The organism is Streptomyces sp. NPDC090088, from assembly GCF_044747345.1.
Lineage (GTDB): Bacteria > Actinomycetota > Actinomycetes > Streptomycetales > Streptomycetaceae > Streptomyces.
This window is the reverse complement of the sequence record NZ_JBIVDZ010000001.1, coordinates 1377338-1402390: the sequence shown is the minus strand read 5'-3', so window position 1 is coordinate 1402390 and position 25053 is coordinate 1377338. Positions and strand designations below refer to the sequence as shown.

Genomic DNA, 25053 nt, shown 5'->3' with positions numbered 1-25053 from the left:
ACATCGGAAGCGAGATTCCACCACCGTGACTGCTCTCACTCTCAGCACCTCAGCGGCGCCCGGCCTCCGGGCCGACGCGATCGTGATCGGTGTCGCCAAGGGCACAGGTTCCAAGTCCGGGGGCCTGCTCGTAGCACCGGGCGCGGAGGCCGTGAACGAGGCCTACGACGGCAAGCTCGCCGACGTCCTGGAGACCCTCGGTGCCTCGGGTGCCGAGGGCGAACTGACGAAGCTGCCCTCCCCGGCCGGCTTCAAGGCCCCGCTCGTCATCGCGGTGGGCCTGGGCGCCGCGCCCGGAAAGGACGCCGAGTACACCGCCGAGGCGCTGCGCCGGGCGGCCGGTGTCGCCGCCCGCGCGCTGAACGGGGCGAAGAAGGCGGCCTTCGCGCTGCCGGTCGAGGACGCGGCCGCCGTGGGCGCGATCGGCGAGGGCGTGCTGCTCGGCGCGTACTCCTTCGACACGTACAAGGAGAACGGCCGGCAGGCCGCGGGCGCCGCCAAGGCCAAGAACGGCAAGGCGCCGCTCGCCGAGGCCGCGCTGCTCGGCGGCAAGCCGCGGGACGCGGCCCACAAGGCGGCCCTGGCCCGCGCCACCGCCGTCTCCGAGGAGCTCAACCGCGCCCGTGACCTGATCAACACCCCGCCGAACGACCTCACGCCGGCCGCGTTCGCCGCGATCGTGCAGGGCGCGGGCAAGGAGCACGGCTTCAAGGTGCAGGTGCTCGACGACAAGGCGCTCGCCAAGGACGGCTACGGCGGCATCCTCGGCGTCGGCGGCGGCTCGGCGGCGACCCCGCGGCTGGTGAAGCTGTCGTACACGCACCCCGAGGCGGAGAAGCACCTCGCCTACGTCGGCAAGGGCATCACCTACGACTCGGGCGGCATCTCCCTCAAGCCGGCCGGCCACAACGAGACGATGAAGTGCGACATGAGCGGGGCGGCCGCGGTCTTCGCCGCCGTCGTCTCGGCGGCGCGGCTCGGTCTCCAGGTCAATGTGACCGGGTGGCTGGCGCTGGCCGAGAACATGCCGTCCGGGTCCGCCGTGCGGCCGGGTGACGTGCTGCGCATGTACAGCGGCAAGACGGTCGAGGTGCTGAACACGGACGCGGAGGGGCGGCTGGTCCTCGCCGACGCGCTGTGGGCGGCGTCGGCGGAGCAGCCGGACGCGATCGTGGACGTGGCGACGCTGACCGGGGCGATGATGCTGGCGCTGGGCAGCCGGACGTTCGGGGTCATGGCCAACGACGACGCGTTCCGCTCCACGGTGCACGAGGCGGCGGAGGAGGTCGGCGAGCCGGCCTGGCCGATGCCGCTGCCGGAGCACCTGCGCAAGGGGATGGAGTCCTCGACCGCCGACATCGCGAACATGGGCGAGCGGATGGGCGGCGGGCTGGTCGCGGGGCTCTTCCTGCGCGAGTTCGTGGGCGAGGGCATCACCTGGGCGCACCTCGACATCGCCGGTCCCGCCTTCAACGAGGGCGGACCGTTCGGGTACACGCCGAAGGGCGGCACGGGGTCGGCGGTGCGGACGCTGGTGCGGCTGGCGGAGCTGACGGCCGAGGGTGACCTGGGCTGATGTCGCCGACGGGACCTCGCGCGCGGGTAGGGCGGGGTCCCGTCGCCTCTTGGCTCGGTCCATTCCGTCGTACGGCGACCGCGGGCGGTGGGGGTTTCTCGCGCAGTTCCCCGCGTCCCTGAGTGGGACCACGTCCCCTTTCTCACAAGTGAGCGTGTGGTGTCTCACACCCCGGCCCCGCGTCTCGTTCACCTCCGACAAGTGCGAAGATGGGGCTCGGCAGGACAGGGCCCCACCCACAGGGCCGAAGAAGAGCGGCCGGACACCAGCCGCCGACCGGTCGCCGTTGACCGGCGTACGGCGCACATGCATGGAGGACGTGACGTGGCGAACGACGCCAGCACCGTTTTCGACCTAGTGATCCTCGGCGGTGGTAGTGGCGGTTACGCCGCGGCCCTGCGCGGGGCGCAGCTGGGCCTGGACGTCGCCCTGATCGAGAAGGACAAGGTCGGCGGTACCTGCCTGCACCGGGGTTGCATCCCCACCAAGGCCCTGCTGCACGCGGGCGAGATCGCCGACCAGGCCCGCGAGAGCGAGCAGTTCGGCGTCAAGGCCACGTTCGAGGGCATCGACGTCCCCGCCGTCCACAAGTACAAGGACGGTGTCATCTCCGGCCTGTACAAGGGCCTGCAGGGTCTGATCGCCTCGCGCAAGGTGACGTACATCGAGGGGACGGGGCGGCTGTCCTCCCCCACCTCCGTGGATGTCAACGGCCAGCGGATCCAGGGGCGCCACGTGCTCCTCGCCACCGGCTCCGTGCCGAAGTCGCTGCCGGGTCTGGAGATCGACGGCAACCGCATCATCTCCTCCGACCACGCCCTCGTCCTGGACCGCGTGCCCAAGTCCGCGATCATCCTGGGCGGCGGTGTCATCGGCGTCGAGTTCGCCTCCGCGTGGAAGTCCTTCGGTGCCGACGTCACCGTCGTCGAGGGCCTCAAGCACCTCGTCCCGGTCGAGGACGAGAACTCCTCCAAGCTTCTTGAGCGCGCGTTCCGCAAGCGCGGCATCAAGTTCAACCTGGGCACCTTCTTCTCGAAGGCCGAGTACACCGCCGACGGCGTCAAGGTCACCCTCGCCGACGGCAAGGAGTTCGAGGCCGAGGTCCTGCTGGTCGCGGTGGGCCGCGGGCCCGTCTCCGCCGGTCTCGGCTACGAGGAGCAGGGTGTCGCCATGGACCGGGGCTACGTCCTGGTCGACGAGTACATGCGGACCAACGTCCCGACCATCTCCGCCGTCGGCGACCTGGTCCCGACGCTCCAGCTCGCGCACGTCGGCTTCGCCGAGGGCATCCTGGTGGCGGAGCGCCTGGCCGGTCTGAAGGCCGTCCCGATCGACTACGACGGCGTGCCGCGGGTGACGTACTGCCACCCCGAGGTCGCCTCCGTCGGCATCACCGAGGCCAAGGCCAAGGAGATCTACGGTGCGGACAAGGTCGTCGCGCTGAAGTACAACCTGGCGGGCAACGGCAAGAGCAAGATCCTCAACACCTCCGGCGAGATCAAGCTCGTCCAGGTGAAGGACGGTGCCGTGGTCGGCGTCCACATGGTCGGCGACCGCATGGGCGAGCAGGTCGGCGAGGCCCAGCTGATCTACAACTGGGAAGCGCTGCCCGCCGAGGTCGCCCAGCTCATCCACGCCCACCCGACGCAGAACGAGGCGCTCGGCGAGGCCCACCTGGCCCTGGCCGGCAAGCCCCTGCACTCGCACGACTGACCCTCGGTCGACACAAGCGACGACTCAGACTTCCGCAATTCGTAAGGAGCAACCGAAACCATGGCGGTTTCCGTAACCCTTCCGGCGCTCGGCGAGAGCGTCACCGAGGGCACTGTCACCCGCTGGCTGAAGGCCGAGGGCGAGCGCGTCGAGGCCGACGAGCCGCTGCTCGAGGTGTCGACCGACAAGGTCGACACCGAGATCCCGGCCCCCGCCTCGGGCATCCTGGCCTCGATCAAGGTCGCCGAGGACGAGACGGTCGAGGTCGGCGCCGAGCTGGCCATCATCGACGACGGCACCGGTGCCCCGGCTGCCGCTCCGGCCCCGGCCGCCGAGCCCGTCGCCGCGCCGGCTCCGGCCGCCCCGGCCCCCGCGCCGGTCGCCGAGGCCCCCGCCGCTCCCGCCCCGGCCCCCGCCGCCGCTGCCCCCGCCGCTCCGGCCGGTGGCGCGTCCGGTACGGACGTGGTCCTGCCCGCGCTCGGTGAGTCCGTCACCGAGGGCACCGTCACCCGCTGGCTGAAGCAGGTCGGCGACGAGGTCGGCGAGGACGAGCCCCTGCTCGAGGTCTCCACCGACAAGGTCGACACCGAGATCCCGGCGCCGGTCGCCGGTGTCCTGCTGGAGATCGTGGTCGGCGAGGACGAGACCGCCGAGGTCGGCGCCAAGCTCGCCGTCATCGGCGCCCCGGGTGCCGCTCCGGCGGCTGCCCCGGCCGCTCCGGCCCCGGCGCCCGCCGCCGCCCCCGCTCCGGCCCCGGCCGCCCCGGTGGCTCCCCCGGCTCCGGCGCCCGCCCCGGCCCCGGCTGCTCCGGCGCCCGCCCCGGCCCCGGCTGCTCCGGCGCCCGCCCCGGTCGCCGCCGCTCCGGCTCCGGCCGCCCCGGCCCCCGCGCCGGTGGCCGCCGCCCCCGTCACCCCGGCGCCGGCTCCGGCCGCTCCGGTCGACGAGGGTGCCTACGTCACCCCGCTGGTCCGCAAGCTCGCCGCCGAGAACGGCGTCGACCTGGGCGCCGTCAAGGGCACCGGCGTCGGCGGCCGGATCCGCAAGCAGGACGTGCTCGCCGCCGCCGAGGCCGCGAAGGCCGCCGCCGCCGCTCCGGCTCCCGCCGCTGCCGCTCCGGCCGCCACCGCCGCCAAGAAGGCCCCGGCGCTGGAGGTCTCCCCCCTCCGCGGCCAGACCGTCAAGATGCCCCGCATCCGCAAGGTCATCGGCGACAACATGGTCAAGGCGCTGCACGAGCAGGCGCAGCTGTCCTCGGTGGTCGAGGTCGACGTGACCCGCCTGATGCGCCTGCGCGCCCAGGCCAAGGACTCGTTCGCGGCCCGCGAGGGCGTCAAGCTCTCCCCGATGCCGTTCTTCGTGAAGGCGGCGGCCCAGGCGCTGAAGGCCCACCCGGCCGTCAACGCCCGGATCAACGTCGAAGAGGGCACGATCACCTACTTCGACACCGAGAACGTCGGTATCGCGGTGGACTCGGAGAAGGGCCTGATGACCCCGGTCATCAAGCACGCGGGCGACCTCAACATCGCCGGTATCGCCAAGGCCACGGCCGACCTGGCCGGCAAGGTCCGCGCCAACAAGATCACCCCGGACGAGCTGTCCGGCGCGACCTTCACCATCTCCAACACCGGCTCGCGCGGCGCGCTGTTCGACACGATCATCGTGCCGCCGAACCAGGTCGCGATCCTCGGCATCGGTGCCACGGTCAAGCGTCCGGCCGTCATCGAGACGGAGGAGGGCACGGTCATCGGCGTCCGCGACATGACGTACCTGACCCTGTCCTACGACCACCGCCTGGTGGACGGCGCCGACGCGGCCCGTTACCTGACGGCCGTCAAGGCGATCCTGGAGGCCGGCGAGTTCGAGGTCGAGCTCGGTCTGTAGGCCTCAGCAGGTCCCCCACGGTGCCCCGTCCGGAGTTCCTCCGGACGGGGCACCGTCGTGTAAGTCTCGTCTCACCTGCATGAAAGCGCCCCCGTGCGCCTCTCCCGAAAGGCGGTCCGGCCTTATTGTCTAAACGTCAAACGCCCTTAAGGAGCTCCCATGACCGCGCCCGTCGTCCACTCGCTGCGCGAACAGATCCGCGAGCACATCGTGGAGGGAATCGTCAGCGGGCGCTGGAAGCCGGGCGAGCGGATCGTGGAGCGGCGGATCGCCACGGAGCTGGAGGTCAGCCAGACGCCGGTGCGGGAGGCGCTGCGGGAGCTGGAGTCCCTCCGGCTGATCGAGTCCGCGCCGAACAAGGGCGTGCGGGTGCGGAACCTGACGGCGGCGGACCTCGAGGAGAGCTACCCGGTGCGGGCCGGTCTGGAGGCGATCGCGGCGGAGCTGGCGGCGGAGCGGCTGGCCGAGGACTGCTCGGCCCTCGAACCGCACGTGGCGGCGCTCTACGAGGCCGACCGCAACGCCGACGGCACGGGCCAGGTCCGCCACACGGTCGGCTTCCACCGCGAGCTGGTCCGGGCGGCCGGCAACTCGGTCCTCCTGCACACCTGGGAGGGCCTGGGCATCGAGGTCTTCACCGCCCTCTCCATCCGCTGGCTGGGAACGGTCCAGCAGTCGTACGCCGAAGAACACCAGGAACTGGTCGCCGCCTTCCAGCGCCGCGACCCGCGCATCGCCGACATCGTCAAGTCCCACGTCCTGGGCTGCGCCCCGAGGCCGTGAGCCCACGGGGCCCCGGCAGGCCCGGCACCGCCGAAAATCGCCGTCCCAACTGATCGCCGTCGCGGCGGAAAAATAAGGGCGCGCGGGGAGAAGAGCCGACCCGAACAGCGCCCCGTAAGGGGCGCGGGGAACTGCGCGATCAGCCAGGACGGCGCGGCACCCGACCGACGACGGCCACCCGCAGACAGGGCACCAAGCCCCGCCCACACAAGAGCAACCCCTCGCTCAAACACCGCCCCACCTGCGCAAACGCCCACTGAATCACGTCACCCGGTGCCATCGCCGAAGGCACCCCGTGCCGACTTTCTCGGAATCGAGAAGTTTTGCCCTTGAACCCTTTGATCGATCATCGATCAGGGAGTTAGAGTCGCCGACGGGCTCGCACCCGGGCCCTCTGCCCTGTCCTGCCAAAGACCAAGGGCACCCCGAACCCTTACCGATGAGGGAACCCCCTTCGACTGAGGAAGGCGGCGACATGACCGACCCCCAGGCCATCCAGCCGAGCGCGCTCGACCAGCTCCCCGACCGGGACCCGGAGGAGACCGCCGAATGGCAGGCCTCACTGGACGCCGTGGCCAGGGAGGCCGGGCCGCACCGCGCCGCGTACCTGATGCGCCGCACGCTGGAGCGCGCCGAGGCGGACGGCATCGCGCTGCCGAAGCTGCTGGAGACGGACTACGTCAACACCATCCCCACCGCCGCCGAGGCCGCCGTGCCCGGTGACGAGGAGATGGAGCGGAAGATCACCGCGTGGAACCGCTGGAACGCGGCCGCGATGGTCACCCGGGGCTCGAAACACGGCGTCGGCGGCCACATCGCCACCTTCGCCTCCGCCGCCTGGCTGTACGAGACCGGCTTCAACCACTTCTTCAAGGGCAAGGAGGCCGACGGGTCCGGCGACCAGCTCTACATCCAGGGCCACGCCTCCCCCGGCATCTACGCCCGCGCCTTCCTCGACGGCCGCCTCACCGAGGCGCACCTCGACAACTTCCGCCAGGAGGCCGGCGGCAACGGCCTCCCGTCGTACCCGCACCCCCGCCGCCTGCCCTGGCTGTGGGAGTTCCCGACGGTGAGCATGGGCCTCGGCCCGCTCTCGGCCATCTACCAGGCCCGCTTCAACCGGTACCTGACCGCGCGTGGCATCAAGGACGTCTCGCAGTCCCACGTCTGGGCGTTCCTCGGCGACGGCGAGATGGACGAGCCCGAGTCGACGGCGGCGCTCGCACTCGCCTCCCGTGAGGGCCTCGACAACCTCACCTTCGTCATCAACTGCAACCTGCAGCGCCTCGACGGCCCGGTCCGCGCCAACTTCAAGATCGTGCAGGAGCTGGAGGCCCAGTTCCGCGGCGCCGGCTGGAACGTCGTCAAGACGCTGTGGGGCACGGCCTGGGACGAGCTGTTCCAGCTCGACACCACCGGTGCGCTGGTACGCCGCCTCCGCGAGGTACCGGACGCGCAGGTGCAGACGTACCAGACCCGCGACGCCGCCTACATCCGCGCCGACTTCTTCGGCAAGGACCCGGCGCTCGCCGAGATGGCGAAGCTGCTGAGCGACGACAAGATCCTGGAGTGCTTCCACCTCTCGCGCGGTGGTCACGAGGCGCGCAAGGTGTACGCCGCCTACAAGGCCGCCGTCGAGTTCAAGGGCGCGCCGACCGTGATCCTGGCCCAGACGGTCAAGGGCCACACCCTCGGCGACGGCTTCGCGTCGAAGAACGCCAACCACCAGATGAAGAAGCTGACGGTGGACGAGTTCAAGACGATGCGGGAGCTGCTGGAGCTGCCGATCCCGGACAGCGCCTTCGTCGACGGGGTCGTGCCCTACGGCCACCCCGGCGCCGACTCCCCCGAGGTGCGTTACCTCCAGGAGCGCCGCGCCGCCCTCGGCGGTCCCGCCCCGGCCCGCCGCACCCACGCCCTGGCGCCCCTGCCCGCCCCCGCCGACAAGGCCTTCGCCTCCTTCGACAAGGGCTCCGGCACGCAGAACGTGGCGACGACCATGGCCTTCGTCCGGCTCGTCAAGGACCTGGTCCGGGACAAGGAGACCGGCAGGCGCTGGGTGCCGATCGTCCCCGACGAGGCGCGCACCTTCGGCATGGAGAGCCTCTTCCCGTCGCTGGGCATCTACTCGCCCAAGGGGCAGACGTACGAGCCGGTCGACCGCGACCAGCTGATGTACTACAAGGAGGCCAAGAACGGCCAGATCCTCAACGAGGGGATCACCGAGGCCGGTTCGATGGCCGACTTCATCGCCGCGTCCAGCGCGTACGCGACGCACGGCGAGGCGATGATCCCGTTCTACATCTTCTACTCGATGTTCGGCTGGCAGCGCACGGCCGACCAGATGTGGCAGCTCGGCGACCAGCTCGGCCGCGGGTTCCTGGTGGGTGCCACGGCCGGTCGTACGACGCTGACCGGCGAGGGGCTCCAGCACGCGGACGGCCACTCCCCCGTCATCGCCGCGACCAACCCGGCGGCGCTGTCGTACGACCCGGCCTTCGCCTACGAGATCGCGACCATCGTCAAGGACGGTCTGCGCCGGATGTACGGCGAGCCGGCCCCCGGCGAGGACCCGAACGTCTTCTACTACCTGACCGTCTACAACGAGCCGCTCCCGCAGCCCGCGAAGCCGGCCGGGCTCGGTATCGACGAGGGCATCGTCAAGGGTCTGTACCGCTTCAGCACGGCGGAGTCCGCGGGCGTCACCGTCCCGGCCAACGCCCCGCGCATCCAGCTGCTCGGCTCCGGTACGGCGATCCACTGGACGCTGAAGGCGCAGCGGCTGCTCGCCGAGGAGTGGGGCGTGGCGGCCGACGTCTGGTCGGCGACCTCCTGGACGGAGCTACGCCGGGACGCGCTGGAGGCCGACGCGGCCCTGCTGCGCGGCGAGGAGCGGGTGCCGTACGTCCGTCAGGCGCTGCAGGGTGCCGAGGGTCCGGTGCTGGCCGTCTCCGACTACATGCGCCAGGTCCCGGACCAGATCGCGCAGTGGGTCGAGCAGGACTGGTCCTCGCTGGGCGCCGACGGCTTCGGTCTCTCCGACACCCGTGAGGCGGCCCGCCGCCACTTCGGCGTGGACGCGGAGTCCGTCGTCGTGGCGGCCCTGGCACAGCTGGCCAGGCGCGGCGAGGTCAAGGCCGCGGCGGTGAAGGAAGCCCGCGAGAAGTACGGGCTGTAGCAAAACCGACGCCATCACGACAGCGCGGTCCGGATCGCCGGGCCGCGCTGTCGTGGTCGTTCACCGCTTCTTTCTCTCCGCCGCGACGGCGCCCGGCCACGACGGCGGATTCCGGCGGTGCCGGACCGCTCGCGGGCCCGCTGTCAGTGCTCCCCGGCATCATGAGACGTATGCGCGCCGCCCGACTCATCAAGATGGTGCTTCTCCTGCAGTCCCGGTCCGCCATGACCGCCGCCGAGCTGGCCGGAGAGCTGGAGGTGTCCGAGCGGACGGTGATGCGGGACGCGCAGGCGCTGTCGGAGGCGGGCGTTCCGGTGTACGCGGACCGGGGGCGCGGGGGCGGGTACCGGCTGGTCGGCGGGTACCGGACGCGGCTGACGGGGCTGGGCCGGAGCGAGGCCGAGGCGCTGTTCCTGAGCGGGGTGCCGGGTGCCCTGCGGGAAATGGGTCTGGAGGACGCGGCCAGTGCGGCCCGGCTGAAGGTGTCCGCCGCGCTGCTGCCGTCGTTGCGGGACGCTTCACGGACGGCTTCCCAGCGCTTCCACCTGGACGCGCCGAACTGGTTCACCGAGCCGGAGACCCCGGCGCTGCTGCCCGACGTGGCCGACGCGGTGTGGGACGACCGGCGGGTCGTCGCGCGCTACCGGCGCGGGGAGTCGGAGGTGCGGCGGGAGCTGGAACCGTACGGGCTCGTACTGAAGGCCGGGGTCTGGTACCTGTGCGCGCGGGTCGCCGAGAGCGACTCCTACCGGGTGTACCGGATCGACCGGTTCGCCTCCGTGGAGGCCGGCGAGGAGCGGTTCGGGCGGGACGAGGAGTTCGACCTGCCGGGTTTCTGGAACCAGCGGGCGGAGCAGTTCGCGCACTCGCTCCTGCACGCCGAGGTGGTGGTGCGGCTGTCGGCGGTCGGCGTGCGCAGGCTGGCGTACGCCGTCGATCCGGTCGCCGCCCGGCAGGCGCTCGCGGGCGCCGGTGCCCCGGACGCGCGCGGGTGGGTGACGGTGACCCTGCCCGTGGAGAACGAGGAGGTCGCGCACGGCCAGCTGACCGCGCTCGGCCCGGAGGCCGAGGTGCTGGCGCCGCCCCGGCTGCGGGCGCGCTTCGCGGCCGACGCGACCCGGCTGGCGGAGCTCTACGCGCGGCAGGGCGACGGAGGATAACAATCCGCACCACTCCGCGTGCGGCCCCGGCGCCCAGGCACGATGCTTGACCCGTGATGGACGAGACGGAGTTCTGGGAGCTGGTCGACGCCACCCGTGAGGCCGCCGAGGGCGACCCGGAGGACCAGGCCGACCTGCTCGTGGAGCGGCTGCTCCAGCTGGAGCCGGACCTGGTGCTGGACTTCGCCCGTCACTTCGAGGCCCGCTACAACCGCGCCTACCGCTGGGACCTGTGGGGTGCCGCCTGGGTGCTGCTGGACGGGGCCAGCGACGACGCGTTCGACTTCTTCCGGTGCTGGCTGATCGGCCAGGGCCGGGACGTCTACGAGGGGGCCGTGCACGACCCGGACACCCTGGCGGAGTTGCTGGACGACTTCGACGAGGAGATCGACGGCGACGGCGAGGAGCTGGGGTACGCGGCGGACGAGGCGTACGAGCAGCTCACCGGGACCGTGGCCCCGGACCTGGGCATCGCCCCCGCGCCCTCCGAACCGGAGGGCACCCCGGTCGACTTCGAGAACGAGCGGGCGCTCGCCGAGCGGTTCCCCCGGCTCTGGGACCGCTTCAAGGAGTGAGCGCTAGGCGGCCGTACGGCGGCGGGTGGCGTCCGACGGGATGTACGCCTGCGTCTGTTCGGCCTTGACCGCGTGGTGCATCGGCGCCGCGTTGGCCTGGTCGAGGGCGGACGCGGTGACCGCGGCCGGGCCGAGGACGACCGTCGCGACCGCGCAGACCACCGCCCAGGGTCCCCGGGACGACCTGACCCGGCCGGCCTTCTCCGTACCCTGCGTGGTCTCCGTACGGGCTTCGGTACGACTGCTGTTCATGATCCCCACCTCCAGTCGGCTGCTGATGTCCTTGACGGTAGGGCGTGGGGATCTGAGCAGCCTGCGTGCCGCCTATGGCGTTCCTGTGGACGCTTTCGCGGGTGTTCCATGGGGTGTCGGGACCGGGGACGCCGAGGTCGCCGCAGTCGTCGCGGGCACCCTGCCCTGCAGCCGGGCGGCCGCCTCCCTGATCTCGGGGAGGCGCTCGGTGAGGGCGGCGCCGGGGCAGTTGGTCCGGTAGCCGTCCTTGTGGGCGGCCACGGCGGGCAGGGCGACGGCGGTGCCCTCCCGGTAGCGGCTGAGGCCGTTGCTGGAGACCAGGCGGGCGCCGGCGCGCGGGTCGATGTCGGCGAGGCCGAGCTTCCAGGCGGTGAGGGCGGCGATCGCGTCGGTCACCGCGCGCGGCACGGGCACTCCGGCGGTGAAGGTGCCGAGCGCGGCGATGCCGGCGGTGCGGTGGTTGAAGCCCTGGGTGTGGGCGCCGGTGACGGCACGGTCGACGCCGCCCGCGCGGCCCTCGTAGATGGTGCCGCAGCGGTCGACGAGGAAGTTGTAGCCGATGTCGTCCCACGCGCGGTCGCCGGTCTGGCCGGTGTAGAGGCGGCGGATGATCTCGGGTGCCTGGGCGCAGGAGTAGCCGTTGGGCGAGTCGGTGTGGTGCACGAAGACGGCGACGACCCGGTCGTCGTAGCGCGGGGGCGGCTGGGTGCGGCGGACGGTGGCGTCCAGCCAGGCCGAGCGCGGCACGATGTGCGGCCGGGGCGCCCGGTAGCGGGTGGCGGGGCTGGCGGGCGCGGGGGCGGCCAGCCGGATCGCGGCGGGGCGGTCGGCGCCCTGGGCGCACAGCACCAGCGCGAGCGCCGCGGCGAGGCCGGGCAGGCAGCCGAGCAGGGTCAGGACGGTGAGCCGGGTGCGCCGCCCCGCTCTTGGGAAGACACGCATGGCACTCACTCTCGGGTCGATCCACCGCGCCCGCGATGTGTGCTGTGCCACCTGGTGGAACCATCGTCCTGGTCCGGGGCGTTTCAGGAGGTACACGCACGCGTGGCCGGTTCCCGGGGGCCCCGCGCGCGTGAACTGATCACCGGGCCTGTCCCGGCCGTATGAGAGGGCACCGAGAGAAAGGCGGCTCCGTGGACCTGCTCGACCTGGCGCTGGTACTGGTGGTCCTCGTCTACGCGGCGTCCGGCTACCGGCGCGGGCTGGTGGCCGGCTGCGTCTCGCTGGCCGGGTTCGTCGGCGGTGCGGTGATCGGCGTGTGGGTGCTGCCGTGGGTGATGGAGCTGGTCACCCGTGGCACGGCGACGGCGACGGTGGTCGCGGTGCTGACCGTGCTGGTGCCCGCGGTGGTGGGGCACGAGCTGGCGGGGCGGCTGGCGCTGCGGCTGCGCCGGGAGCTGGACGAGGGCCCGCTGCGGGTGGCCGACGGGATAGGCGGGGCGTTCGCCAACTCGGTGGCGGTGCTGATCGTGGCCTGGGTGGCGGCGAGTGTCCTCGGTGCCTCCTCGTCGCCCGCGGTGACGACGGCGATCCGGGACTCGAAGCTGCTCGGCGCGGTGCAGAACACCATGCCGGACACCACTCCGGCCTGGTTCTCGCGGGCCACCTCGGCGCTGACCGAGGCGGGTTTCCCGCAGGTCTTCAACCCGTTCGAGAACGAGTCGACGGCCGAGGTCGCCAAGCCCTCGGGCGACAACGTCACGGCGGCCGCCACCGACGCGGCCAAGCGCAGCACGGTCAAGATCGAGGGTTCCTCCGGCACCCAGGGCCGCGAGGGCAGCGGGTTCGTGTACGCGCCGGAGCATGTGATGACCAACGCCCACGTGGTGGCCGGCATCTCCAACCCGAGTGTGCGGATCGGCGGGGTCGGGCCGGCGTACGACGCGGAGGTCGTCCTCTTCGACCCGGACCGGGACGTGGCGGTGCTGTACGTGCCGCAGCTGCGCGCGCCGGTGCTGCGGTTCGACACCACGGCGGCGCGCGGGAACTCGGCGGTGGTGGCCGGCTATCCGCAGGACGGCGACCTGAACCTGCAGGCGGCCACGGTGGCGAACAAGGTGCAGGCGACCGGCCAGAACATCTACAGCGACGCCACCGTGACCCGGGAGATCTACTCGATCCGCTCCACGGTCCGCCCCGGCAACTCCGGCGGCCCGCTGCTGACCACCGGCGGCAAGGTGTACGGCGTGGTGTTCGCCCGCTCCACCTCGGACAACGAGACGGGGTACGTGCTGACCGCCGACGAGGTGGCCACCGACGCGCAGCGCGGGGCGGACGCGACCCGGCCGGTGGACACGGGCGAGCTGATCACGTCCTGACCCTCACGGTCGGCACGGCCGTCACAACGACCGGCCCATGACCACGTCGTCGACGTACGCGCCGTCCAGGAGGAACTCCCCCGGCAGCACGCCCTCGACGGCGAAGCCCTCCGACTCGTAGAGCCGGCGGGCCGGGGCGTTGTGCCCGAGGACGCCCAGCCTGATCCGGCGGGCGCCCCGGCGGCGGGCCTCGTCCATGACCGCCCGCAGCAGCGCCCGGGCGACCCCCCGGCCGCGGGCCTCCTCGGCGACGGCGAGGCCCTGGATCTGCCGGACGTGCGCGTTGGAGGCGACCTTGTAGGCGAGGCCGAGGCGCACATAGCCGACGATGCGCCGGTCGAGTTCGGCGACCAGGGTGTCCTCGGGGGCGTGCCGCTCGCTGAAGAAGGGGTCGTAGGGCGGCTGCGGGGCGGGCGCCACCGAGTGCAGGTACGACCAGGTGGCGCGGTCGAGGACGGAGAGCTCCTCGTCGTCGTCGGGCAGGGCGGTGCGTATGTACGGCTCTGGCATGCGGATCACCCTAGGACGCCCGTGCCCCGGACCCCATCGGGTTTTCCGTCGTGCGCACCGGCATGCTGGGACCCATGGAACGTTCTCGTATCGCGGTGGCCGGTGCGTCCGGCCTCATCGGCAGCGCCCTGGTGCGGTCCCTGCGGGCGGACGGGCACGAGGTGGTGCGCCTGGTGCGGCGCGCCTCCCGGGGCGCCGGGGAGGTCTGCTGGGACCCCGAGGGGCAGTACGTGGACGCGGCCGGGCTGATCGGCTGCCACGCGGTGGTGAACCTGGCCGGGGCCGGGATCGGCGACCGGCGCTGGACGGCGGCGTACAAGCGCGAGATCCGGGACAGCCGGGTCCTCGGCACGGCCGCGCTCGCGGAGGCCGTGGCGGCCCTTCCGGAGCCGCCCCGGGTGTTCGTGAGCGGCAGCGCGATGGGCTTCTACGGCGACACCGGTGACCGGGCCGTGGACGAGGACGCGCCGCCCGGGGACGGCTTCCTGCCGTCGCTGTGCGTGGAGTGGGAGGAGGCGGCGGCCCCGGCGCAGGAGGCGGGCGTACGGACGGTGTTCACCCGCACGGGCCTGGTGGTCGCCCGCGGCGGCGGGGCCTGGGGCCGGCTGTTCCCGCTCTTCCGGGCGGGACTCGGCGGCCGGCTGGGCGACGGCGGCCAGTACTGGTCGTTCATCGCGCTGCACGACGAGGTGGCCGCGATCAGGTTCCTGATGGACACCGAGGGCCTGTCCGGGCCCTTCAACCTCACCGCGCCGCAGCCCCTGACGAACCGTGAGATCACCGCGGCGATGGCCCGGGTGCTGCGCCGCCCGGCGCTCTTCCCGGTCCCCTCCCCCGTGCTGCGCGCCGCGCTGGGCGAGATGGCCGGGGACGTCCTGGGCAGTCAACGGGTGGTGCCGAAGCGGCTGCTGGAGTCGGGGTTCACGTTCGCGTTCCCGGGCATCGAGGACGCGATTCGTGCAGCCTGACGGCCCATGTGACCGTATGCGACCGGCGTGCGACCGTGCCCTGTTCATGCGCGACTGCCCTTGACCGATCACCGTCTTAACCTCGACCCGAACTCGGGTATCCCCGGAGCGGGTTGGGGGCATCACGTCTCCACCGGACGCGCAATCGAGGAGGGGCCTCGTGCATGAGCCCGCGTACCAGGCGGACGTCGTCATCGTGGGAGCCGGTGTCTCCGGACTCTCCGCGGCTCATCGGCTGAACAGCGCAGGAGTAACGACCGCGGTCCTAGAGGCCGCCCCTTACGTCGGCGGACGGATGTCGACCGAGAAGGTCGACGGCTTCCGGCTCGACCGGATCGGGCAGCTCCTGTCCACGTCCTACCCGGAGCTACGGCTCACACCGGGACTGGACGCCCTGGTTCTGCGCCGGTTCGCGCCCGGCGTGCTGCTGCATCGCGACGGGCGCAGGCACCGGGCGGGCGCTCCGGCGGGCGCAGGGAGCGCGAGGGGCGCACTGTATGCGGTGCGCGCCCTGGCAAGCGCCCCCAGGGGCTCCGCGGTGGCCCCGGCGCGGGCGACCGCGCCGATGGGGAGCGCGGTCGACCAGGCCCGCCTGGGCGCGGCGCTGGGCCGTATGGCCGCCACCCCCGTCGAGCGGCTCCTGGCCCGCCCCGAACTCCCCGCCGCCCAGGCCCTGGCGGAACGCGGGATACCCGCCCGCACGATCGACGGCTTCCTGCGCCCGCTGCTCGCGGCCCTGCTCTGCGACCCCGGGCTGACGACGTCCAGCCGCTGCGCGGACCTCGCCCTGCGCTCCTTCGCGAGCGGCCGGCTGTGCGTGCCGGAGGGCGGCGCCGACGTCCTCCCCGACCTCCTCGCCCGCGCCCTCCCGCCCGGCACGGTGCACACCGGCGTACGGGTCACCTCGGTCTCGACGACCTCGGTGACCACCGCCGAGCACGGCGTGATCCGCTGCCGGGCGGTCCTGCTGGCCACCGACGCCCGCGCCGCCGCCGGACTCCTCCCGGGCCTGCGCGTCCCGGACTTCCACCAGGTGACGGTGGTCCACCACACCACGGACGAGCCGTCGGCCCTCACCACCGGCACGTCCCTCCTCCTGGACGCCGACCGGGGCGGCCCCGTCGCCCACACCTCGGTCGTCAGCAACATCGACCCGAGCCGGGCGCCGCAGGGCCGCGCGCTGATCTCCTCCACGGTCCTCGGCACGCCCCCCTCCGACATCGACACCTCGGTCCGCATGCACCTCGCCCGCCTCTACGGCACCTCGACGCGCCGCTGGGAGACCCTCGCCGTCCACCACACCCCCGAGGCCATCCCCGCCATGCGCCCCCCGCACGACCTCCACCGCCCCGTCCGCCTCCTCGCCGGCCTCTACGTCTGCGGCGACCACCGCGACACCAGCACCGTCCAGGGAGCCCTCCACTCGGCCCACCGGGCCACGGCCGCCCTATTGGCCGACCTCGGAGCAGCGGGTTCCCTGAACACAGCGGAACCTTTGCAACGCCGGGCCGCATAACGCGCCCCTCAGGGGCGCGGGGCTGCATCTGATATGCGGCTCCGCCGCGCGGGCGCGACCAGCCACGACGGCGCGGCACCGAGCCGACCACCGCCACCCGCAACGGCGAGCGGCAGCGCCCGGCTCGGCACCGCCGAACAACACCGCCGTGGCTGATCACCGTCGCGGCGGAAAAGTTCGGCGGCGGAAAAAGTTCGGCGGCGGAGGAAAGTGCCCGCGGCCGAGAAAAGCGGCGGAGAAAGCTAACCGTCGGCTAGCCGAGCGCAGCGACCTTGTCGCGGTAGCCCTTCACCGGTGCCGCGTCCTTGTAGGGCTCAAGGCGCCGTTCGAAGTCCTTGACGTATTCGAGCGCGCGGACCGACCGCATCTCCGCGGCCGCCCCCGCCGCCTCCACCCCGAGCGCGCACGCCTGGTCGAGTTCGCCGAGGCCCAGGCGGGCGGTGGCGAGGACGACGCGGCAGAAGAGGCGGCTGCGGGCGTAGGAGGGCGCACGGAGCTGCAGGGAGCGCTCGGCGTGCTGGGCGGCCGCGCGGAACTGCTGGAGGTCCCGGTGGCAGTGGCCGAACTCGTCGGCCAACTGCGCCTCGTCGAAGAAGCGCGCCCAGTAGGGGACGTCGTCGCCGGGACGGGCCGCCTCCAGGGCGCGCTCGGCCCGGACCAGCGCGCCGGTGCACGCCCGTACCTCCCCCAGGACCCCGTGCGCCCGGGCCTCGGCCGCGTGCAGCAGCGCCTGGACGACCGGCGGAGCGCTGGTGCCGACGCCCTGCTGGGCCACCCGGGCCAGTTGGACCGCCTCCCGGCCGTGGCCGAGATAGACCGCCTGGCGGCTCATGGTGACCAGGACGTAGGAGCCGTAGGCGCGGTCCCCGGCCGCCTGGGCGAGCCGCAGGGACTGCACGAAGTAGCGCTGGGCCAGGCCGTGCGCGGCGATGTCGTACGACGTCCAGCCCGCGAGCCGGGTCAGGTCGGCCGCCGCGCCGAACAGCCGGCGGCCGGTCTGCTCGCCGTACGTGCCGCGCAGCATCGGCTCGCACTCGTGCTCCAGGTAGCGCACCAGCGCCTGGCGCGCGTGCCCGCCGCCGTAGGCGTCGTCGAGGGTGCGGAAGAGTTCGCCGACCGAGCGGAGCGCGGCGATGTCGCCGCCGGTGACCTTCTGGCCGGGTCCGCGGTCGGCCTGCCCGCGCGGCCGCCCCGGCACGGGTGCCGGCTGCTTGGGCAGCGCGGCGGGGCGCAGCTGCGCCGGCACCCGGACCGTCGCCGTCGCCCCCGGTGCCGGCTCGCCGCGGGCCACCTTGTCGTCCGCGCGGCCGATCAGCCAGTCCCGGCTGGGCACCACGAGCCCGGCCGGGGTGAACGCGATCTTCCGGAGCTCGGCGTGGCTGCCGGAGTCCTTGCGCCACAGCCCGCTGACGATGTCGACGGCCTCCTCGGGGGTGGCCGCGAACTCCAGCCCGGCGTACACCGGGGCGCACGCGTCGAGCCCCAGGTCCTGCGCGGTCAGCCGGCGGCCGAGGCGCCGGGTGAAGACCTCGGCGATCAGGGCGGGGGTGGTGCCCCGGGGCTGCTGGCCGCGCAGCCACCGGGTGACGGATGTCTTGTCGTATCTGAGATCCAGCCCGTGTTCGAGACCGAGCTGGTCGACGCGACGGGCGAGACCCGCGTTGGAGAACCCCGCTTCTGCGATGAGCGCGGCGAGCTGGCGGTTGGGGGTGCGCTGCGCGGGTCGGTCCGTCATCTGGGGTGGGGTCTCCTGCCTTCTGGCTCAGCTCGGTGGCTTGTGCCCGGATTGCCGGTGAGCAGCCCTTTTGGCGCTCTTGGACGGCGCGAATGTAGCGGAGAGTGAGCACCCGATCGCACACTTCGACGTTCATTCATCCGATCGTGTGAGGATTGCCCCCGGGGCTGACGCGCGACGGCCGGACGTACAGTGGCTTGGGCGCGTTATGTGCCTGACACACCCGTCGCCGAGGGAGGCGCTTGCCGTGAGTGAGTTGCGGTTCGTCCGCATGGGGTTCGGGGCGGATGCCGTCGAGTACCAGGAGGCGTGGGACGAGCAGCGCCGGGTGCACGCGGCACGGTTCGCCGACGAGGCGCCCGACACGGTCCTGCTGCTCGAACACCCCCCGGTGTACACGGCGGGCCGCCGCACCGCGGACAACGAGCGGCCGCTCGACGGCACCCCGGTCGTCGACGTGGACCGCGGCGGCAAGATCACCTGGCACGGCCCGGGCCAGCTGGTGGGCTACCCGATCCAGAAGCTCCCGCGCCCGGTCGACGTGGTCGCGCACGTACGGCGTCTGGAGGAGGCGCTGATCCGGGTCTGCGCCGAGTTCGGCGTGGAGACCACCCGGGTCGAGGGACGCAGCGGGGTGTGGGTGCTCGGCGACCCGGTCGAGCAGCGGCCGCAGGCCCTCGGAGGGCTCTCCCTGGACTTCGACCCGCGGCTGCAGGACGAGGAGTTCGACCCGCGCCTGAACGGCCCGGAGTACGCGCCCTCCAACGCCGGCCAGCGCCGCGAGGACCGGAAGATCGCCCAGATCGGCATCCGCGTCGCCAAGGGCGTCACCATGCACGGCTTCTCGTTCAACGTGAACCCGGACATGAAGTGGTTCGACCGGATCATCCCCTGCGGCATCCGGGACGCGGGCGTCGCCTCCCTCGCGGGCGAGCTGGGCCGGGACGTGACCATCGACGAGGTGCTGCCGGTGGTGGAGCGGCACCTGAAGGACGTACTGGAGAACGCGGAGCTCGCGCCGAGGGTGATCGAGAAGACACCGGCGGCCTGACTCCGCCCAGCGGGCTTTCGAATCCACGGGCGTACGCTGGAGCACGCCGAAGAATCAATCGCTAGGGAGCCGGTCGTGTCCGCAGTCTCACCCGACGGACGCAAGATGCTGCGCCTGGAGGTCCGCAACAGCCAGACCCCCATCGAGCGCAAGCCCGAGTGGATCAAGACCCGGGCGAAAATGGGCCCCGAGTACACGAAGATGCAGAACCTCGTGAAGAGCGAGGGCCTGCACACGGTCTGCCAGGAAGCCGGCTGCCCGAACATCTACGAGTGCTGGGAGGACCGCGAGGCGACGTTCCTCATCGGCGGCGACCAGTGCACCCGGCGCTGCGACTTCTGCCAGATCGACACCGGCAAGCCCGAGGCCCTGGACCGTGACGAGCCGCGCCGCGTGGGCGAGTCCGTGGTCACCATGGACCTCAACTACGCCACCATCACCGGCGTCGCGCGCGACGACCTGGCGGACGGCGGCGCCTGGCTGTACGCGGAGACGGTCCGTCAGATCCACGCGCAGACGGCACAGCGCGAGGAGGGCCGCACCAAGGTCGAGCTGCTCGCGCCCGACTTCAACGCGGTCCCGGAGCAGCTGGCCGAGGTCTTCTCGTCCCGCCCCGAGGTCTTCGCGCACAACGTCGAGACCGTGCCCCGGATCTTCAAGCGCATCCGCCCCGGCTTCCGCTACGACCGCTCGCTCAAGGTCATCACGGCCGCCCGCGACTACGGCCTGGTCACCAAGTCCAACCTGATCCTCGGCATGGGCGAGACCCGCGAGGAGGTCAGCGACGCGCTGCGGCAGCTGCACGAGGCCGGCTGCGAGCTGGTCACCATCACGCAGTACCTGCGCCCGAGCGTCCGCCACCACCCCGTGGAGCGCTGGGTCAAGCCGCAGGAGTTCGTGGAGCTGAAGGAGGAGGCCGAGCAGATCGGCTTCTCCGGTGTGATGTCCGGGCCGCTGGTCCGCTCCTCCTACCGGGCCGGACGCCTCTACCAGATGGCCATCGAGAAGCGGGGCTCGTTCGTCGCCGTACAGGCGGTCTGACGGCGGCCTCACACCCCCGGGCTCCGGGCGTGTGAATTCACGCACAAGCCACTACCGGTCAGTAATGACCGAATGGACGCGGTCCTGACCGTCCTCGCTGATGAGGACATACGTCAGGGCCGCGTCAGCGTTCCGGGCCCTCGCATCAAGGCTTCATTGCCGTTTGACCGGTCGGTCACGCCCTGGTAACACCGAACAGTGACCCTGGTATCACAGCTCGTACACCCACTTCGAGGGGGGACCTCCACCATGCAGGCCGCGCCCGTTCGCGCCACCGCGATCCCGTCCTTCACCGACGCGCTGCGCGCCGTCGAGTCGCTCCTGATGAGCGGCGGCCAGCGCACCGCACGCCAGAACGCCTGGACCTCCGTGCTGGAGGACCGCCGTCGCGCAAAGGACCGGGTCGAGGCGCAGCACTTCCTGGAGCAGGCCGCCGGCCGCTCCTGACGCCCTTCCGCCGCCCCCGTCCGGGCACTGCCGTCGTCGGCACTCCCGGGGCCACGTAGACTTCGGGGCATGGCGAGGCAGGAACCGGCAGCGGACGCTGCGAATGCGGGACGACTGAAGCAGATCGTCCTGACGTACAAGATGACCCGCAAGGCCGACAAGACGATCGGTCTTGTACTCGCGGGTGTCGGTCTCGGCACCCTTGCCGTCTTCCTCGTGATCGGCTTCCTGATCGGCCACCCGGTCTATCTGGGCATCCTGGGCCTGCTGCTCGCCGTCCTCGCGACGGCGATCGTCTTCGGCCGCCGGGCCGAGCGGGCGGCCTTCGGCCAGATGGAGGGCCAGCCGGGCGCCGCGGCCGCGGTGCTGGACAACATCGGGCGGGGCTGGACGACGACGCCGGCGGTGGCGATGAACCGCAGCCAGGACGTGGTGCACCGGGCGGTCGGCAAGGCCGGCATCGTCCTGGTCGCCGAGGGCAACCCGAACCGGGTGAAGACCCTGCTGGCCGCCGAGAAGAAGAAGATGGCCCGCATCGTGGCCGACGTACCGGTGCACGACGTGATCGTGGGCACGGCCGAGGGCCAGGTCGAGCTGAAGAAGCTGCGCACCACGATGCTCAAGTTCCCGCGCGTCCTCACCGGCCCCCAGGTCACCACCACCAACGACCGGCTCCGCGCCATGGGCGACCTGATGTCCAACATGCCGCTTCCCAAGGGCCCGATGCCCAAGGGCATGCGCATGCCGAAGGGCGGCGGCAAGGCCCGCTGACCTCGCACTCTCGACTGCCACGACGATGGGGGCACCCGGATCACTCCGGGTGCCCCCATCGTCGTCGTACGTCCGCCCCGGCCGCGGGGACACGCCACCGAACGGAGCATCGGGCGGTTTATCGGGTGATCTGCTCCTAATCTTCCCCATGTGACAAAACGCCATATCACATACCTCGCGTGCAGTGCCGCCCTGTGCGGCTCCCTCCTCGGCGCCGCTCCGGCGTCCGCCGCACACCGCACCCTGATGGTGCACCCCGGTGAGTCGATCCAGAAGGCGGTGAACGCCGCCCAGCCCGGCGACACGGTCCTGGTGGCGGCCGGCACCTACCGCGAGAGCGTCAAGGTGACCACCCCCGGAATCACGCTGCGCGGCATGGGCGCGGGCACCGTGCTCAAGCCGGCCAAGAAGGTCAAGAGCAGCGGGAAGAAGGCCGCCGCCCAGAAGTCCTGCGCCGAGATGGGCAACGGCATCTGCGTGGTCGGCGCCAAGAACAAGCGCCTCGAGGACGTCACCATCGCCCGGATGACCGTCACCGGGTTCTCCCGGATCGGCGTCATGTCGGTGGGCACGGCCAACCTGCACGTGCACGGCGTGGCCGCCGTGAAGAACGGGCAGTGGGGCCTCGCCGAGGAGCGCTCGGTGCACAGCACCTACCGCAACAACGTGGCCCGGGAGAACGGCGACGCCGGCCTCTTCCTCGCCAACTCCGTCACCACGGAGAAGGGCGCCACCGACACCGAGGGCACGGTGATCGAGCACAACCTGCTGGAGAAGAACCGGATCGGCGTCACCGTGCGCCGGCTGCGCAACCTGACCGTCTCGGACAACTCGGTCACCGGCAACTGCGCGGGCGTGTTCGTCGTCGGCGACGAGAACAAGCCGAAGGCCGGTCACATCACCGTGGCCGACAACCAGGTCGTCAAGAACAACAAGTACTGCAAGAAGACGGCCCGGCTGGCCTTCCTGCAGGGCTCCGGCATCGTGCTGACCGGCACCGAGGACACCCTGGTGACCGGGAACACGGTCACCGGCAACTCCGGCAAGTCCCCGCTGTCCGGCGGCGTCGTGCTCTTCAAGAGCTTCGTGGGCGCCAGCAGCGACAAGAACCAGGTCACCCGCAACAAGCTGTCGGGCAACGCCCCCGCCGACCTGGTCAACCAGGAAGCCACCAAGCACGGCAACTCCTTCAAGCAGAACACCTGCAAGAAGTCCAAGCCCGCGGGTCTGTGCTGACCGGTCGGCCGTACGACACCCCCACAAGGAAGGAAGGCGGCACATGACCGCACCAGCACGTGACCTCTCGGCGCCGCTGAAGCAGGCGCAGGCGGAGGACGCACCGCCGCCGTCGATGCGGCTGCGCGAGCTCGTGTTCGGGGCGGCGTGTGCCGCCGCCGTGCGCGCGGCCGCACGGCTGCGCGTCGCCGACGCGCTCGGGGACGCCCCGATGACCGTGGAGAGCCTGGCGGCCACGGTGAGGACGGACCCCAAGCCGCTGCGCCGGCTGCTGCGCGCCCTGTCCTGCTACGGCGTCTTCGCCGAGCGCCCGGACGGGACGTTCGCCCACACCGACACCTCCCGGCTGCTGCGCGAGGACGACCCGCACAGCCTGCGCTACATCGCCCTGTGGTGCACCGAGCCGTGGACCTGGGACGCCTGGCCGAAGCTGGACGAGGCCGTGAAGAGCGGCCGCAACGTCGTCGAGGACCTCTACGGCAAGGAGTTCTTCGTCTATCTGAACGAGGACGCGCCGGAGTCGGCGGACGTCTTCAACCGGGCGATGACCACCTCCAGCGAGCAGTCGGCCCGTGAGGTCGCCGCGCTGCTCGACCTGTCCGGCAGCCGTTCGGTCGCCGACCTCGGCGGCGGGCAGGGACATGTGGTGGCGAGCCTGCTGGACAAGTACCCGGCGATGAAGGGGTACCTGCTGGATCTGCCGAAGGTGGTGGAGAAGGCGCTGCCCCGGCTGCGTCCGGGCGGTGACCTGGAGGACCGGGCGCGCATCGTGCCCGGTGACATCCGGGAGGCCGTGCCGGTCGACGCGGACGTCTACGTCATCAAGAACATCCTGGAGTGGGACGACGAGTCCACCGCGCGGCTGCTCGCCAACGTGATCGCGGCGGGCGGCCCGGGCGCCCGGGTCGTGGTGATCGAGAACCTGGTCGACGACACCCCGTCGATGCGGTTCAGCACCGCGATGGACCTGCTGCTGCTCCTGAACGTCGGCGGGGCCAAGCACACCACCGACAGCATGGTGCGCCGGCTGACCGACGCGGGGCTGACCGTCCGGGACATCAGTCCCGTCAACCCGTATCTGCACGCCTTCGACTGTGTGGTGCCCGCCTGAGCGGCGGCTCCCCCGCACACGCCGGTGCCGGGCCCGCGTCGTACGCGGGTCCGGCACCGTTGGCTGGACGGCGGTTCAGGAACCGCCGTCGCGCTCCCAGAGGTAGAAGCGCTGCGCCATCGCGTCCTTCGGGGAGCGCCAGGTCTCCGGGTCGTACGCGCTGACGTACGCCGTGAGACGGTCGCTGACGTCCCTGAACTCGGGGTGCGAGGTGACCTTGGCGATGGCCGGTCCCGGCTCGCGCTCGGACTCGATGAGGTGCATGTACACATCACCGAACTGGAAGAGGCTGCGCCGGGTGACCCCGACGAGGTGCGGCAGCTCTCCCCGGTCGGACTCCGCGAACACCTTCGCGATGTCGGGCGCGGAGCCCGGTGCCATACGGGCGACGATCAGGGCCTGGTGCACGTGTCTCTCCGTTCCTGTCCTGCGGCGGCCGGTTCAGTCGGCCAGGGCCGGGTCGGGGCGCCGGCCGGTGGCCGCCTTCTCGATCTTGTCCCGGATCAGGGCCATCTGGACCTTGGAGTTCCGGTTGATGTTGTCGGTCATCCACTCGTCGTCGACGGGGGCTTCCGGCTTCATCGCGAAGTCCTGGGTCCAGACCATCCGGGTGCCGGCCGGTACCTCCTCGTACCGCCAGTGGATGTTCATGTGCGCGAAGGGGCCGGTCTCGACGCGGCGGGCCCGGACGCTCAGGCCGGGGCGGTCGGTCTCGCGCTCGGAGACCCAGCTCCACACCTTGCCGTTCTCGTCGGGGTGCATGGTCAGCCGGAAGGTGACCTTGTTCCCCTCCTCCTCCAGGATCTCGGCGCTGGCGTACTCGCTGAACAGCTGGGGCCAGTTGGCCACGTCGTTGGTCATGTCCCAGACCAGGTCGACGGGCGCTGCGATGGTGATCTCGTTCTGGGTGTGTCCGGTCATGTCAGGCTCCCGCGGGCATGGCGCTGTTGACGAGGTCGAGGAACTGGCGGGGCGTCTTGCACCGCTCGGCGTCGACCGGCATGGGCACGCCGTGCCGGTTCTCCAGCTCGCCGACGATGCCGAGCAGGCCGAGCGAGTCGACGCCGAGGGCGTCGAAGCCGCTGTCGGACCGCTCCTGCAGGTCGGTCGGGGAGACGGTGACGCCGGCGGCCTTCTTCATGAGTTCGGACAGTTCGTCCACGGTGATGCTCATAGAGAACTCCTTCTTCTCCGCTGCCTTCGCTGCTGGGCAGCTGGTTTTCTCCGGATG

The 25053-nt window shown here is 71.9% G+C and carries 23 protein-coding genes; 16 read left to right on the top strand and 7 right to left on the bottom strand.

Translation table 11 applies throughout. The features are described from left to right. Window positions 1-25 precede the first annotated feature (25 nt). The 7 genes from ACIPSJ_RS06175 (at window position 26) to ACIPSJ_RS06145 (ending at window position 10866) form a co-directional block, all read left to right on the top strand. Entirely contained in the window at window positions 26-1576 is a 1551-nt protein-coding gene (locus tag ACIPSJ_RS06175) for a leucyl aminopeptidase (RefSeq protein WP_359209407.1), read from the top strand. Between the two features lie 324 nt (window positions 1577-1900). Next, on the top strand, window positions 1901-3289 hold the full coding sequence (gene lpdA, locus ACIPSJ_RS06170; RefSeq protein ID WP_355726858.1) for a dihydrolipoyl dehydrogenase: 1389 nt from the start codon (window positions 1901-1903) through the stop codon (window positions 3287-3289). A gap of 60 nt (window positions 3290-3349) precedes the next feature. Continuing rightward, window positions 3350-5170 (top strand): 2-oxoglutarate dehydrogenase, E2 component, dihydrolipoamide succinyltransferase, encoded by a 1821-nt coding sequence (sucB, locus tag ACIPSJ_RS06165; protein WP_401343914.1) that lies wholly within the window; start codon window positions 3350-3352, stop codon window positions 5168-5170. Between the two features lie 159 nt (window positions 5171-5329). Further along, window positions 5330-5953 carry a GntR family transcriptional regulator gene (locus tag ACIPSJ_RS06160; RefSeq protein WP_359225980.1) on the top strand — a complete coding sequence of 208 codons (624 nt, stop codon included), beginning with the start codon at window positions 5330-5332 and terminating at the stop codon, window positions 5951-5953. A 475-nt stretch (window positions 5954-6428) separates the two neighbouring features. Continuing rightward, complete coding sequence (gene aceE / locus ACIPSJ_RS06155) at window positions 6429-9131, top strand: pyruvate dehydrogenase (acetyl-transferring), homodimeric type (RefSeq protein ID WP_401343911.1); 2703 nt, start codon at window positions 6429-6431, stop codon at window positions 9129-9131. Between the two features lie 170 nt (window positions 9132-9301). After that, window positions 9302-10291, top strand: coding sequence for a WYL domain-containing protein (locus ACIPSJ_RS06150; protein ID WP_359225976.1), 990 nt, complete (start codon window positions 9302-9304; stop codon window positions 10289-10291). 56 nt (window positions 10292-10347) lie between these two features. Then, on the top strand, window positions 10348-10866 hold the full coding sequence (locus tag ACIPSJ_RS06145; protein ID WP_359225985.1) for a DUF4240 domain-containing protein: 519 nt from the start codon (window positions 10348-10350) through the stop codon (window positions 10864-10866). A 3-nt stretch (window positions 10867-10869) separates the two neighbouring features. On the opposite strand, the gene ACIPSJ_RS06140 is transcribed toward ACIPSJ_RS06145, so the two are convergent. Then, on the bottom strand, window positions 10870-11118 hold the full coding sequence (locus ACIPSJ_RS06140) for a hypothetical protein (protein ID WP_359225974.1): 249 nt from the start codon (window positions 11116-11118) through the stop codon (window positions 10870-10872). A gap of 72 nt (window positions 11119-11190) precedes the next feature. After that, the gene (locus tag ACIPSJ_RS06135) at window positions 11191-12060 is read right to left on the bottom strand and encodes a peptidoglycan recognition protein (protein ID WP_401343908.1); all 870 of its coding nucleotides are present in this window, start codon (window positions 12058-12060) and stop codon (window positions 11191-11193) included. A 191-nt stretch (window positions 12061-12251) separates the two neighbouring features. On the opposite strand from ACIPSJ_RS06135, the gene ACIPSJ_RS06130 reads away from it, so the two are divergent. After that, window positions 12252-13436: a MarP family serine protease gene (locus ACIPSJ_RS06130; protein ID WP_359225970.1), complete on the top strand. Its 1185-nt coding sequence runs from the start codon at window positions 12252-12254 to the stop codon at window positions 13434-13436. Window positions 13437-13457: 21 nt separating this feature from the next. On the opposite strand, the gene ACIPSJ_RS06125 is transcribed toward ACIPSJ_RS06130, so the two are convergent. After that, window positions 13458-13946: a GNAT family N-acetyltransferase gene (locus ACIPSJ_RS06125; protein WP_359225968.1), complete on the bottom strand. Its 489-nt coding sequence runs from the start codon at window positions 13944-13946 to the stop codon at window positions 13458-13460. 74 nt (window positions 13947-14020) lie between these two features. Here ACIPSJ_RS06125 and ACIPSJ_RS06120 point away from each other — a divergent pair, with 74 nt between their 5' ends. Further along, entirely contained in the window at window positions 14021-14914 is an 894-nt protein-coding gene (locus ACIPSJ_RS06120; protein WP_401343904.1) for a TIGR01777 family oxidoreductase, read from the top strand. 160 nt (window positions 14915-15074) lie between these two features. Next, window positions 15075-16430, top strand: a complete 1356-nt coding sequence (locus tag ACIPSJ_RS06115; RefSeq protein WP_401343901.1) for an NAD(P)/FAD-dependent oxidoreductase — start codon at window positions 15075-15077, stop codon at window positions 16428-16430. 253 nt (window positions 16431-16683) lie between these two features. Here ACIPSJ_RS06115 and ACIPSJ_RS06110 read toward each other — a convergent pair whose 3' ends face one another. Next, window positions 16684-18165: a regulator gene (locus ACIPSJ_RS06110; protein WP_359225962.1), complete on the bottom strand. Its 1482-nt coding sequence runs from the start codon at window positions 18163-18165 to the stop codon at window positions 16684-16686. A gap of 247 nt (window positions 18166-18412) precedes the next feature. On the opposite strand from ACIPSJ_RS06110, the gene lipB reads away from it, so the two are divergent. The 6 genes from lipB to ACIPSJ_RS06080 all read left to right on the top strand — a co-directional run bounded on the left by lipB (window position 18413) and on the right by ACIPSJ_RS06080 (window position 23822). Next, a complete protein-coding gene (lipB, locus tag ACIPSJ_RS06105; protein ID WP_359225960.1) occupies window positions 18413-19216 on the top strand; it encodes a lipoyl(octanoyl) transferase LipB in 804 nt (267 codons plus the stop codon). Between the two features lie 75 nt (window positions 19217-19291). Beyond that, on the top strand, window positions 19292-20257 hold the full coding sequence (gene lipA, locus ACIPSJ_RS06100) for a lipoyl synthase (protein ID WP_359225959.1): 966 nt from the start codon (window positions 19292-19294) through the stop codon (window positions 20255-20257). A gap of 249 nt (window positions 20258-20506) precedes the next feature. Continuing rightward, on the top strand, window positions 20507-20704 hold the full coding sequence (locus tag ACIPSJ_RS06095) for a hypothetical protein (RefSeq protein WP_089101191.1): 198 nt from the start codon (window positions 20507-20509) through the stop codon (window positions 20702-20704). A 69-nt stretch (window positions 20705-20773) separates the two neighbouring features. Next, on the top strand, window positions 20774-21475 hold the full coding sequence (locus tag ACIPSJ_RS06090) for a DUF4191 domain-containing protein (protein WP_355726032.1): 702 nt from the start codon (window positions 20774-20776) through the stop codon (window positions 21473-21475). A 150-nt stretch (window positions 21476-21625) separates the two neighbouring features. Then, window positions 21626-22711, top strand: coding sequence for a right-handed parallel beta-helix repeat-containing protein (locus ACIPSJ_RS06085; protein WP_359225956.1), 1086 nt, complete (start codon window positions 21626-21628; stop codon window positions 22709-22711). Window positions 22712-22826: 115 nt separating this feature from the next. Beyond that, on the top strand, window positions 22827-23822 hold the full coding sequence (locus tag ACIPSJ_RS06080; RefSeq protein WP_393794113.1) for a methyltransferase: 996 nt from the start codon (window positions 22827-22829) through the stop codon (window positions 23820-23822). A 75-nt stretch (window positions 23823-23897) separates the two neighbouring features. On the opposite strand, the gene ACIPSJ_RS06075 is transcribed toward ACIPSJ_RS06080, so the two are convergent. Genes ACIPSJ_RS06075 through ACIPSJ_RS06065 form a run of 3 tightly spaced genes read right to left on the bottom strand, consistent with a single transcriptional unit; the run spans window position 23898 to window position 24996 of the window. Then, the gene (locus ACIPSJ_RS06075) at window positions 23898-24230 is read right to left on the bottom strand and encodes a TcmI family type II polyketide cyclase (protein WP_355726025.1); all 333 of its coding nucleotides are present in this window, start codon (window positions 24228-24230) and stop codon (window positions 23898-23900) included. Between the two features lie 33 nt (window positions 24231-24263). Then, entirely contained in the window at window positions 24264-24743 is a 480-nt protein-coding gene (locus ACIPSJ_RS06070) for an SRPBCC family protein (protein WP_359225952.1), read from the bottom strand. Between the two features lies 1 nt (window position 24744). Continuing rightward, a complete protein-coding gene (locus ACIPSJ_RS06065) occupies window positions 24745-24996 on the bottom strand; it encodes an acyl carrier protein (RefSeq protein WP_355726020.1) in 252 nt (83 codons plus the stop codon). Window positions 24997-25053 lie beyond the last annotated feature (57 nt).

Coding starts and splice junctions, on each gene's coding strand:
- sucB (WP_401343914.1), top strand. CDS start 3,350: ATGGCGGTTTCCGTAACCCTTCCGGCGCTCGGCGAGAGCGTCACCGAG.
- ACIPSJ_RS06160 (WP_359225980.1), top strand. CDS start 5,330: ATGACCGCGCCCGTCGTCCACTCGCTGCGCGAACAGATCCGCGAGCAC.
- aceE (WP_401343911.1), top strand. CDS start 6,429: ATGACCGACCCCCAGGCCATCCAGCCGAGCGCGCTCGACCAGCTCCCC.
- ACIPSJ_RS06150 (WP_359225976.1), top strand. CDS start 9,302: ATGCGCGCCGCCCGACTCATCAAGATGGTGCTTCTCCTGCAGTCCCGG.
- ACIPSJ_RS06145 (WP_359225985.1), top strand. CDS start 10,348: ATGGACGAGACGGAGTTCTGGGAGCTGGTCGACGCCACCCGTGAGGCC.
- ACIPSJ_RS06140 (WP_359225974.1), bottom strand. CDS start 11,118: ATGAACAGCAGTCGTACCGAAGCCCGTACGGAGACCACGCAGGGTACG.
- ACIPSJ_RS06135 (WP_401343908.1), bottom strand. CDS start 12,060: ATGCGTGTCTTCCCAAGAGCGGGGCGGCGCACCCGGCTCACCGTCCTG.
- ACIPSJ_RS06125 (WP_359225968.1), bottom strand. CDS start 13,946: ATGCCAGAGCCGTACATACGCACCGCCCTGCCCGACGACGACGAGGAG.
- ACIPSJ_RS06120 (WP_401343904.1), top strand. CDS start 14,021: ATGGAACGTTCTCGTATCGCGGTGGCCGGTGCGTCCGGCCTCATCGGC.
- ACIPSJ_RS06110 (WP_359225962.1), bottom strand. CDS start 18,165: ATGACGGACCGACCCGCGCAGCGCACCCCCAACCGCCAGCTCGCCGCG.
- ACIPSJ_RS06095 (WP_089101191.1), top strand. CDS start 20,507: ATGCAGGCCGCGCCCGTTCGCGCCACCGCGATCCCGTCCTTCACCGAC.
- ACIPSJ_RS06090 (WP_355726032.1), top strand. CDS start 20,774: ATGGCGAGGCAGGAACCGGCAGCGGACGCTGCGAATGCGGGACGACTG.
- ACIPSJ_RS06080 (WP_393794113.1), top strand. CDS start 22,827: ATGCGGCTGCGCGAGCTCGTGTTCGGGGCGGCGTGTGCCGCCGCCGTG.
- ACIPSJ_RS06070 (WP_359225952.1), bottom strand. CDS start 24,743: ATGACCGGACACACCCAGAACGAGATCACCATCGCAGCGCCCGTCGAC.
- ACIPSJ_RS06065 (WP_355726020.1), bottom strand. CDS start 24,996: ATGAGCATCACCGTGGACGAACTGTCCGAACTCATGAAGAAGGCCGCC.